Below are 11130 nucleotides of genomic sequence, written 5' to 3'. Positions count from 1 at the left end.
GCTCTGGAAGGGCGGCAAGAACGGGGTGGCCACCACCTCGCAGAAGCTCGCGCCCTCCCTCGGCGGCGCGGTGTCCGCGGGCGTGCCCGGCGTCGGTGAGGAGGGCGACGAGTTCGGCTCCGCCATCAGCGCGGGCGACGTGAACGGCGCCACCCGGCGGCGGCCGGGGGCGACCTCACCGGTCGCCCCCGGCCGCCGTCCTGTGCGGGGAGCCGCTCAGTCCACCAGCGGCAGCAGCTCGGGCAGATGCCCGTCCGAGGCCGCCGCGGCCCGCCGCCGCTCCTCGGGCACCTCTCCGTACAGCGTCGTGCGCGGCTTCGCGGGACGGCCCGCCGCCTCCGCGATGGCGACGAGGTCCTCGATGGACCGGTAGGAGCCGTAACTCGACCCCGCCATCCGGGAGATGGTCTCCTCCATCAGCGTGCCGCCGAGGTCGTTGGCGCCGGACCTGAGCATCTCGGCGGCGCCCTCCTGCCCCAGCTTCACCCAGCTCGTCTGGATGTTCGGGATGTACGGGTGGAGCAGCACCCGCGCCATGGCCGTCACCGCCCGGTTGTCGCGGGTCGTCGGGCCCGGCCGCGCGATGCCCGCGAGATAGACGGGCGCGTTGGTGTGGATGAAGGGCAGCGTCACGAACTCCGTGAAGCCGCCGACGCCCTTGGCCAGCGCGGTCCGCTGGATGCCCGCCAGCGTGCGGAAGTGGCCGAGCCAGTGCCGCGGCTGGTCCACATGGCCGTACATCATCGTCGAGCTCGACCTGATGCCCAGCTCGTGCGCGGTCTCGATGACCTCGGTCCAGGTGGCCGTCGGCAGCTTGCCCTTGGTGAGCACCCAGCGCACCTCGTCGTCGAGGATCTCGGCGGCCGTCCCCGGAATGGAGTCGAGCCCCGCCTCCTTGGCCGCGGTGAGCCACTCCCGTATCGAAAGGCCCGTCCTGGTCGCGCCGTTGACGACCTCCATCGGCGAGAAGGCGTGCACATGCATGCCCGGCACGCGCTCCTTCACCGCCCGCGCGATGTCGAAGTAGGCGGTGCCCGGCAGGTCGGGGTGGATGCCGCCCTGCATGCACACCTCGACGGCCCCCACGCCCCACGCCTGCTCGGCACGGTCGGCGACCTGGTCGAGGGAGAGGGTGTAGGCGTCGGCGTCGGTCCTGCGCTGGGCGAAGGCGCAGAAGCGGCAGCCGGTGTAGCAGACGTTGGTGAAGTTGATGTTCCGGGTGACGATGTACGTGACGTCGTCGCCGTTGACCGACCTGCGGATGTCGTCCGCGACGGAGCAGAGCGCGTCGAGCGCGGGCCCGTCCGCGTGCAGCAGCGCCAGCGCCTCCTCGTCGGTGAGCTTCGTCGGGTCGTCGGCCGCCTGCTTCAGGGCCGCGCGGACGTCGCCGTCGATGCGGGAGGGCACCATGCCGGGCGCCGCGCGCTCGCGCAGCGCCTCCCAGTCGCCGTACACCTCGTCGAAGTCGTCGCGCCGGTCGGCGGTGCGGCCGGTGGTGTCGATGGTGCGGTGCAGGTCGGTGCGGCCCGACGCCGCCACGTACCCCTCGTCGGGCTCCTGCCAGGGGTGGCCCTCGACCACCGCGTCGGGCCGTGCGAGGCCCGTCTCGGGGTCGGCGAGGGCGCGCAGGTGCGGCAGGAGCCGCGGGTCGAGCCAGGGCTCGCCGCGCTGGACGAACTCCGGGTAGACGCAGAGGCGTTCGGCGAGCCGGAAGCCCGCCCCGGCCGACCGCTCGGCCAGCTCCTCGACCTGCGGCCACGGCTTCTCGGGGTTCACGTGGTCGATCGTGACCGGCGAGACCCCGCCCCAGTCGTCGATGCCCGCCCCGATGAGCCGCTCGTACTCGCCCGCGATCAGGTTCGGCGGCGCCTGGATGTTCCCCGAGGGGCCCATGATGTGCCGGGCGACCGCGATGGTGGCGACCAGGTCGTCGATCTCCGCGTCCGGCATGCCGCGCATCGCCGTGTCCGGCTTGGCGCGGAAGTTCTGGATGATCAGCTCCTGGACGCCGTGGTACGCCCGCGCCACGCGGCGCAGCGCGAACAGCGAGTCGGCCCGCTCCTCGTACGTCTCACCGATCCCGATCAGCAGCCCGCTGGTGAACGGCACCGACGAGCGCCCCGCGTCCTCAAGGACCCGCAGCCGGACCGCGGGCTCCTTGTCGGGCGAGCCGTGGTGCGGCTGTCCCGGCTCGCTCCACAGCCGCTCCGACGTCGTCTCCAGCATCATCCCCATGCTGGGCGCGACGGGCTTGAGTCGCTGGAAGTCGGTCCAGGTCAGGACGCCGGGGTTGAGGTGCGGCAGCAGACCCGTCTCCTCCAGGATGCGGATGGAGATGGCACGGACGTAGGCGATGGTGTCGTCGTAGCCCTCCGCCTCCAGCCACTCGCGCGCCTCGGGCCAGCGGTCCTCCGGCTTGTCGCCGAGGGTGATCAGGGCTTCCTTGCAGCCCAGTGCCGCACCCTGCCGCGCGATGGCGAGCACCTCGTCCGGGGACATGAACATGCCGTGCCCGTCCCGGCGCAGCTTGCCGGGCACGGTGGCGAAGGTGCAGTAGTGGCACTTGTCGCGGCACAGGCGGGTGAGCGGGATGAACACGCTCTTGGAGTACGTGATGACGCCGGGCCGCCCGGCCGCCGCCAGGCCCGCGTCCCGCACCCGCGCCGCGGACGCCGTCAGATCGGCCAGGTCCTCGCCGCGCGCCTGGAGCAGCACGGCGGCCTCGGTGACGTCGAGGGCCACCCCGTCCCTGGCCCGCCTGAGCGCGCGGCGCATGGCGTTCGCGGTGGGTCGTCCGGCCTCTGGTGGCTGCGCGCTGTTGGTCATGTCCCCGAGCATACGAGCGCGCCGTCAGCCCCTGGGGCTCACATACCGCCGCATCCCGTCCAGTGCCCGGCAGACCTCCGCCTCCCCGGCCGCGGGGAGCTGCACGATCACCTCGTCGACGCCGAGCTCGGCGTAGTGCGCCAGTTTGCCGGGCTCGGGTGCCACGCCGGTCAGCGCCACATACAGGTCGTCCGCCTCGCGGCCCGCCTCCGCCCAGGTGGCGCGCAGCACCGGCAGCGCCTCGCGGAGACCGCTGCCGCCGATCGGCATCCAGCCGTCCGCGTACTCCGCGATGTGCGTGAAGAGCCCGGGGCCCGCGGCGCCGCCGATCAGGGTGCGCGGCCCGTACAGCGGGGCCTTGCCGAGCCGTTTGCGGGGCGGCAGGGACGGCTTGGGATGGACCTCGCTGGAGCGCACCGAGCAGAACTCCCCCTCGTACTCCGTGGGCCGGTCGGACCAGAGCGCCCGCATCAGCGCGAGCCGGTCCCGCACCACGGCCCGGCGCCTCGGCCACGGCACGCCGTGGTCCTCGGCCTCCTCACGGTTCCAGCCGTAGCCGACGCCGAAGGTGACGCGGCCTCCGGAGAGGTGGTCCAGGGTCGCTATCTGCTTGGCCAGGTCGATCGGGTCGTGCTGCGCGACGAGGGCGATGTTGGTGCCGAGCGTGATCCGCTCCGTGACGGCGGCGGTCTGCGCGAGCGCGACGAAGGGGCTGAGCATGCGGGCGCACTCCGGCGGCAGGTCACCGCCCGGGTAGACGGTCTCGCGGGGTACGGGGATATGGGTGTGCTCGGGCACGTAGAGGCCGTCGAAGCCGCGCCCCTCCAGCTCGCGGCCGAGACGGGCCGGGCCGATCGTGCCGTCCGTCAGGTACAGCGTCGCCGAGATCCGCACGGGTGCCTCCGGGAGCGTAGGGGTGGGGCACTTCCTCGGCACTTCCTATCCCCGGAGAGCCGGTTGGTCCATGGCCATGCCCCGATTGGCCCGCCGCCGGTGGACCGGCGGGGCCGGAAGAAGCCATCGGCGATCAGCCATGAGCAGTGAGCCATCAGCCCGGAAAACTTCCCGACACGACGTGCAAGTCCGTCAATCACCTTCCCTTGCCGCACAGTTCACGGCTCAATACCAGGGTTGCACGCACCACCCACGTCACCACCGACACCCCGGGGAGCCGCAGCATGTGTGAGGACGCCGTACACGCCGTAGACGACGGACTGAACAGGCGCGCTCTGTTCGTGACGGGAGCCGCCGCCGCGCTTACGTTGGGCAGCGTGAGTTTCGCGAGCGGCGCCGAGCGACGCGCACCGGCCGACGGCAAGCGGACGAAGACCGTCCGCGGGACGCTGCCGCCCGGCGCCCCCGACTTCGTCTACCTGCCCGTCGAGATCCCGCACGGCGTCAGCGAACTCCACGTCGCCTACACGTACGAGAAACCGGCCGTCCCCGCGGGCACCCAGGGCAACGCCCTGGACATCGGCGTCTTCGACGAGCGCGGCACGGACCTCGGCGGGCGCGGCTTCCGCGGCTGGTCGGGCGGCGCCCGCACGGAGTTCTTCATCCGCGCCGACGACGCCACCCCCGGCTACCTCCCGGGCCGGGTCCGCGCGGGCACCTGGCACATCGCGCTCGGCCCGTACTCGGTCGCCCCCGGCGGCCTCCCCTACGAGGTGACCATCACCCTCACCTACGGGGCGCCCGGCACGACCCCGCGACCGGTGTACCCGCCGGAGCGGGCGAAGGGCAGGGGCCGCGCCTGGTACCGCGGCGACTGCCACCTGCACTCCGTGTACTCCGACGGCAGACGCACCCTCGCCGAGGTCGCCGCCGCCGCACGCGCCGCCGGGCTCGACTTCATCAACAGCTCCGAGCACAACACCCACTCCGCGCACGCCCACTGGGCCGCGCACGCGGGCGACGACCTGCTGATCATGCTGGGCGAGGAGGTCACCACCCGCAACGGCCACGTGGTCGCCCTCGGCACCGACCCCGGCACGTTCGTGGACTGGCGCTACCGCGCCCGGGACAACCGCTTCGGGAAGTACGCGCGGAAGATCCGGGACGCGGGCGGCCTCGTCGTCCCCGCCCACCCGCACGCCACCTGCATCGGCTGCAACTGGAAGTTCGGCTTCGGCGAGGCGGACGTGATCGAGGCCTGGAACGGCCCCTACACCCCGGACGACGAGATCGCCCTCGCCGACTGGGACAGTTCGCTCGTCGCCTCCGTACGCGGCGGGAAGCCCTGGATTCCGGCGATGGGCAACAGCGACGCCCACCGCGACCCCGACCCGGTGGGCAGCCCGCAGACCGTCGTCCTCGCCGACGACCTGACCCGCGAGGCGATCCTCGACGGCCTGCGCCAGGGCCGCTCCTACATCGCCGAGTCCAGGGCCGTGGAGCTCACCTTCGCGGCGGCGGGCGGCAAGGGCGGGCACGCGGGCATCGGCGAGCGCCTCCGTGTCGACCGCGACGACCCGGTCACCGTCCGCCTCGACGTGCGCGGCGCCCCGGGCTGCACCGCCCGTTTCGTCACCGACCAGGGCGTCCTGCGCACCGGCCCCGCCCTGCCCGCCGACGGCTCGGGCACGCTGGAGTGGCGCACCACCGCGTCGTACGCGGCCTACGTCCGGGCCGAGGTCCGCCACGCCCCGACGGTCCCGGGCCTGCCGGGGGCGCTTGCGGCGTTCACGAACCCGGTCTTCCTCGGCCGCGACTGAGCGCGGACCCGGGCGGTCGGCACGGGTGCGGGAGCGGCCTCACCCCGGCCAGACGATCGCCTGGGTCTCGCTGTACGCGTGCAGCGCGTACGAGCCGACGTCCCGGCCTACGCCGCTCTTCTTGAAGCCGCCGAACGGTGCCTCCATGTTCCGGCCGACCGTGTTCACGCCGACGCCGCCCGCCCTGAGGCGGCGGGCGACGCGGAAGGCGCGGGCCACGTCACCGGAGAAGACGTAGTCGATGAGGCCGTAGTCGGTGTCGGCCGCGAGGGCGATCGCCGCCTCCTCGGCCGCCTCGGGTCCCTCCCCGTCGAAGGGGACGACCGCGACCACGGGGCCGAAGATCTCCTCGCGGACCACCCGCATGTCGCTGGTGCAGTCCGCGAGCAGCGTCGGGGCGACGTAGAAGCCCTTCTCGAAGCCGGGCCCGGCGGGCCGCTCGCCGCCCGCGACCACGCGCGCGCCCTCCTTCCTGCCCAGCTCCACGTACGACTCGATCCGGTCGCGGTGCGCCGCCGAGATGACGGGCCCGACGACGGTGCCGGGCTCCCGGGGGTCGCCGACCCTGAGGTACCCGAGGTAGCCGCGCAGCTTTTCGAGGAGCCGGTCGTGGACGGCCCGGTGCACGAGGACGCGGGTCGGGGCGGTGCAGATCTGGCCGCTGTAGAAGGAGAAGGCGGTGCCGATCCCGGCCACCGCCGTGTCCAGGTCCGCGTCGTCGAAGACGATCGCCGCGCCCTTGCCGCCCAACTCCATGAGCTGGCGTTTCATCGCACGGCCGCAGACCTCGCCGATGCGCTGCCCGACGGCGGTCGACCCGGTGAAGCTCACCATGTCGACGTCCGGGGAGCCGACGGCCGCCTCGCCGACGGCGGTGTCCGTGCCGGAGACCACGTTGACCACGCCCGGCGGGACGCCCGCCTCCTCAAGGGCCGCCGCCATCCGGTAGACGGAGAGCGGGTCCTGGGGCGCGGGCTTGACCACGACCGTGTTGCCCATGGCGAGCGCGGGCGCGACCTTGCCCGCCGGATTGGCCCACGGGTTGTTGTACGAGGTGATGCAGGTGACGACGCCGACGGGCTGCCGCACGGCGAGCGCGCCCATGACGCCCGCCCTCCCCATCGGCCCGSCCTCGTTGATCTGCGGGGGCAGCGCGGTCTCCACCGGTTCGAGCGCGCCTCTCGCGTACCGCTCGAAGCGGGCGACGGCCACCGCGACCTGCATGCCGCGCGCGGTCGCGGCCGTGGCGCCGGTCTCCGCCTGGGCGAGCCGCGCGTTCGCCGCGCCGTCCCTGCGCAGGACGGAGGCCGCGCGGGAAAGGATCGCCGCTCGCTCGTCGGGCCGTGTGCGGGACCAGCCCGCGAAGGCCTCGCGGGCGGCGGCGGCCGCCGCGTACACCTGCTCGCGGCTCGCCTCGGGGCCGAGCCCGACGACCTCCTCGCTCGCGGGGTCGACGACCTCGTGGTGCCCGAGATCGGGCTCCACCCACGCCCCGCCGATGAACAACGGCTGCGGGCCCGTCCCACTGCTCCGGTGGGGGCTCACTTGGTGCTCACCGTCCTGGTGTCCCGGCCGGAGCGCAGGATTCTGCCGGGCACGGCTCCGGTGACGACGTCGTCGCGGATCGTCTCGACCCCGTTGACCCAGACCGCGTTGACGCCGATGGCCCTGGAGTCAAGGCGGGGGCTCTCGCCGGGCAGGTCGTGGACGAGCGTGGCCTTGCCCGCGTCGATCCGCTCCGGGTCGAAGAGGACCAGATCGGCGTGGAAGCCCTCGACGATCCGCCCGCGCTCGCGCAGTCCGAAGAGCCGGGCCGGATCGTCGGTGAGCATCTTCACCGCCTGTTCGAGACCGACCAGCTTCCGGCCGCGCAGACAGTCCCCGATGAACCGCGTGGTGTACGGGGCCCCGCACATGCGGTCCAGATGCGCGCCGGCGTCCGAGCCGCCCAGCATGACGTCCTCGTGCCGCCAGGTCTCGGCGCGCAGCGCCCAGGAGTCCGGGTCGTTGTCGGTGGGCATCGGCCAGAGCACCGTACGCAGTTCGTCGGCGGCGCAGATCCCGACGAGGCACTCGAAGGGCTCCTGCCCGCGCTCGGCCGCGATGTCGCCCACGACGCGCCCGGTGAGGCCCTCGTTCCGCTCGCTGTAGGTGTCCCCGATGACATACCGGTCGAAGCGGGTGAGCCGCCGGAAGACGCCCGCCTCCTTACTGTCCGCGCGCCGCAGCATCTCGGCGCGGACGGCGGGGTCACGCAGCCGGGCGATCCGCTCGGGCACGGGCAGCCCGAGGACGTCGCCCCAGCCGGGGATGAGGTTCAGGGCGCAGAACGTGCCGAGCGACATGTTCATGGGCGTGAGGATCGGCATGGTGAGGGCGACGATGCGGCCCCCGGCGTCGCGGGCCCGCGCACTGGCCGCGAGCTGGCGCGGCACGCGCTCGGGGACGGCGGCGTCGATGGTGAGGACGTTCCAGTTCAGGGGCCGCCCGGCGGCCACGCTCATCCCGACGAGCAGCTCGATCTCCTCGTCGCTGAACTGGTCGAGGCATCCGGCGACGATCGCCTCGATCTGCGTGCCCTCGTGCTCGGCGACGGCACGCGAGAGCGCGAGCAGCTCCCCGGCCCTGGCGTGCCGGGACGCCACCGGCTGTCCGTCGCCGTCGGAGTGGGTGGCGGACTGCGTGGTGGAGAGCCCCCACGCGCCCGCGTCCATCGCCTCGTGGAGGAGCCGCACCATGGCGTCGAGCTGGGCGGGGCTCGGCTGCCCGCCGACCGCGTCCGGGCCCATCACGTACCGCCGCAGGGCGCAGTGCCCGACCATGAACCCGGCGTTGACCGCGACGCGCCCCTCCAGGGCGTCGAGGTACTCCCCGAACGAGTGCCACGTCCAGGGCGCGCCTTCCTCAAGTGCGACCAGGGACATCCCCTCGACCTTGGACATCATCCGCCGCGTGTAGTCGGCGTCCTCGGGCCGCCCCGGGTGCAGCGGCGCCAGGGTGAACCCGCAGTTGCCGCCCGCGACGGTCGTCACGCCGTGGTTCAGCGACGGCGTGGCGTAGGGGTCCCAGAAGAGCTGGGCGTCGTAGTGCGTGTGCGGATCGACGAACCCGGGCGCGAGCACGAGCCCCCGGGCGTCCTCCACGGACCGCGCCTCCTCGGCGACGGCGCCCGGCTCGGCGATGACCGCGATCCGCCCGTCCCGCAGCCCCACATCGGCGGCGTGGGCGGGGGCGCCGGTCCCGTCGACGACGGTCGCGCCCTTGATGAGGTGATCGAGCATGACGTCCCTTCCGGAGAACGATCAGATCGGTGCCGCCCGTCCATCGATCGAGGGCGAGGATTGAGCCCGTCCGGCGATTGAGGACGAGCCCGCAGGGCGACATCCGGCCACCCGGCCCGGGGCAATGGGGCAGAACCCCGGCCTCCGTCCGGGAGGGGAGGCCGGGGCAGCTCACAGGTGCCTCAGGCCTCGGCGGCCTGACGGAACCGCGTCGTCCGGTGCACGGGATCGGTATCGATCTTCGGGATGACGTGCTCACCGATCAGCCGGATCGTGTTCTTCGTGTCCTCCGGCGAGATGCCGATCGGCAGACCGAAGCTGAGCTGGTCCGCCCCGGCCTGCTCCCAGCGCTTGCACTGCGTCAGCACCTCGTCCGGATCCCCGCAGATCATCAGCTCCTCGGCGATCAGCAGCTCGATGATCTCCTCGCTGTACGCGGGCAGCAGCTCGGGCCACTCGGGAATGCCCTCGGGGCGCGGGAAGGTGTCGTGGTAGCGGAACAGCAGCGACTGCAAGTAGTTGAGCCCGCCGCCGACCGCGATCTCCACGGCCTTGGCGTGCGTCTCCGCGCAGATGGCCGTGGACGTCACCATGACGTTGTCGTTGACGAAGGCGCCGATCGCCTCGGCCTCCTTCACGGCCGTCTTGTACGACTCGACGACCCACTCCATGTCGGCGACCTTCTGCACGCTGAACCCGAGGACACCGAGGCCCTTCTTCGCCGCCATCGCGTACGAGGAGGGGGACCCGGCGGCGTACCACATCGCCGGGTGGGCCTTCCCGTACGGCTTGGGCAGGACCTTGCGCGGCGGCAGGGACCAGTGCTTGCCCTGGAAGCCCGCGTACTCGTCCTGGAGCCACATCTTGGGGAACTCCGCGATCGTCTCCTCCCAGAGTTCCTTGGTGTGGTTCATGTCGGTGATGCCCGGCATGAAGCCGAGGATCTCGTGTGAACCGGCGCCGCGCCCCGAGCCGAACTCGAACCGTCCCCCGGAGAGGTGGTCCAGCATCGCGACCTTCTCCGCCACCTTGACCGGGTGGTTCACGGGCGCCAGCGGGTTGAAGATGCCGGACCCGAGGTGGATGCGGTCGGTGGCGTGGGCGAGGTATCCGAGGAAGACGTCGTTGGCGGAGAGGTGGGAGTACTCCTCCAGGAAGTGGTGCTCGGAGGCCCAGGCGTACTTGAAGCCGGACCTGTCCGCCTCGATGACGTACTCGGTCTCCTCGATCAGCGCCTTGTGCTCCGCTTCGGGGTCGACCTGGGCCCGCTCGGCGGGCACGTATCCCTGTACAAAGAGACCGAATTCCAAGGAGGTTCACCGTCCTCAAGAGGTCCTGACAGGTTTCTGACGGCCCGTCAGATTGCGTTGCGGTCGACTGTTCCACCGGGGGCGTGGACCGTCAATAGCTGATGGGTGGTCAGGTGGTCAGCTGTGGGGTCCGCGCGTCGGGGCTGCGGACGGGCGGGGGTCAGATGACGCTGACGCCCGCCAGCCAGCCGCCGTCGATGACGAAGGGCTGGCCCGTGATGTACGCGGAGTCCTCGCCGGTCAGGAACAGTGCGAGCGCCGCCACCTCCTCCGGCGCGCCGACCCGGCCGAGCGGCACCAGCTTCTTGTACAGCTCCGCGACCGCCCCCCGCGCCTCCTCCGGGTCGGCGGTGGGGTCGAGCCGCGCCGGGTTGGTCATGGGGGTGTCGACCGCGCCGGGGCACATGGCGTTGACGCGGATGTTCCGTCCGGCGAGTTCGAGCGCGGCGACCCGCGTCAGGCCGAGGATGGCGTGCTTGGTCGCGGCGTACGCGCCCACGTACGCCATGCCCGTCAGGGCCGTGTAGGAAGCGGTGTTCACGATCGTGCCGCCGCCTGCCGCGGCGATCTCCGGGGCGACGGTGCGGATGCCCAGGAAGCAGCCGATCTGGTTGACGCGGATGATCTCCTCGAACTCGGCGAGGGGGGTGCTGAGCAGGTCGTTGAAGCGGAGGATGCCCGCGTTGTTGACGAGGCCGTCCACCTTTCCGTAGGCCTCCTTGGCGGTGGCGACCGCCGCCTGCCAGTCGGCCTCCCGCCCGACGTCCAGGTGGACGTACCTGGCGGCGCCCTCCCCCCGTTCCTCCTCGATCCGCCTGCTCACGGCCTCGCCCAGGTCGTCCAGTACGTCGGCGACGACCACCCGGGCCCCCTCGGCGGCGAAGAGGTGCGCCTCCTGCTCGCCCTGGCCGCGTGCGCCGCCGGTGACGATGACCACGCGGTCGTCCAGCTTGCCCATGGGGTACTCCCTGCTTGGTGGTGTTCGGGGGGGTCCGGGGG

The 11130-nt window shown here is 72.5% G+C and carries 7 protein-coding genes; 1 reads left to right on the top strand and 6 read right to left on the bottom strand.

All coding sequences use genetic code 11. The features are described 5' to 3' along the window. Nucleotides 1–216: 216 nt before the first annotated feature. Together AB8Z36_RS18085 and AB8Z36_RS18080 are read right to left on the bottom strand one after the other, a co-directional pair. On the bottom strand, nucleotides 217–2826 hold the full coding sequence (locus tag AB8Z36_RS18085; RefSeq protein WP_440581942.1) for a bifunctional FO biosynthesis protein CofGH: 2610 nt from the start codon (nucleotides 2824–2826) through the stop codon (nucleotides 217–219). A 24-nt stretch (nucleotides 2827–2850) separates the two neighbouring features. Continuing rightward, the gene (locus tag AB8Z36_RS18080) at nucleotides 2851–3720 is read right to left on the bottom strand and encodes an LLM class F420-dependent oxidoreductase (protein ID WP_369214356.1); all 870 of its coding nucleotides are present in this window, start codon (nucleotides 3718–3720) and stop codon (nucleotides 2851–2853) included. A gap of 284 nt (nucleotides 3721–4004) precedes the next feature. Between AB8Z36_RS18080 and AB8Z36_RS18075 the strand changes: the two genes are divergently transcribed. Next, on the top strand, nucleotides 4005–5540 hold the full coding sequence (locus AB8Z36_RS18075; protein WP_369214355.1) for a CehA/McbA family metallohydrolase: 1536 nt from the start codon (nucleotides 4005–4007) through the stop codon (nucleotides 5538–5540). A gap of 39 nt (nucleotides 5541–5579) precedes the next feature. Here AB8Z36_RS18075 and AB8Z36_RS18070 read toward each other — a convergent pair whose 3' ends face one another. From AB8Z36_RS18070 to AB8Z36_RS18055, 4 genes are all read right to left on the bottom strand, one after another. Continuing rightward, nucleotides 5580–7085: an aldehyde dehydrogenase family protein gene (locus AB8Z36_RS18070; RefSeq protein WP_369214354.1), complete on the bottom strand. Its 1506-nt coding sequence runs from the start codon at nucleotides 7083–7085 to the stop codon at nucleotides 5580–5582. Then, the gene (locus AB8Z36_RS18065) at nucleotides 7082–8821 is read right to left on the bottom strand and encodes an N-acyl-D-amino-acid deacylase family protein (RefSeq protein WP_369214353.1); all 1740 of its coding nucleotides are present in this window, start codon (nucleotides 8819–8821) and stop codon (nucleotides 7082–7084) included. The genes AB8Z36_RS18070 and AB8Z36_RS18065 overlap by 4 nt, the downstream gene beginning before the upstream one ends. 182 nt (nucleotides 8822–9003) lie before the next feature. Further along, the gene (locus AB8Z36_RS18060; RefSeq protein ID WP_369214352.1) at nucleotides 9004–10131 is read right to left on the bottom strand and encodes an LLM class flavin-dependent oxidoreductase; all 1128 of its coding nucleotides are present in this window, start codon (nucleotides 10129–10131) and stop codon (nucleotides 9004–9006) included. A gap of 160 nt (nucleotides 10132–10291) precedes the next feature. Then, complete coding sequence (locus tag AB8Z36_RS18055) at nucleotides 10292–11089, bottom strand: SDR family NAD(P)-dependent oxidoreductase (RefSeq protein WP_369214351.1); 798 nt, start codon at nucleotides 11087–11089, stop codon at nucleotides 10292–10294. Between the last annotated feature and the right edge of the window lie 41 nt (nucleotides 11090–11130).

Origin of the sequence: Streptomyces flavofungini (assembly GCF_041028215.1) — a bacterium.
Classification (GTDB): domain Bacteria; phylum Actinomycetota; class Actinomycetes; order Streptomycetales; family Streptomycetaceae; genus Streptomyces; species Streptomyces flavofungini_B.
This window is presented reverse-complemented; position numbering and strand designations above follow the sequence as displayed.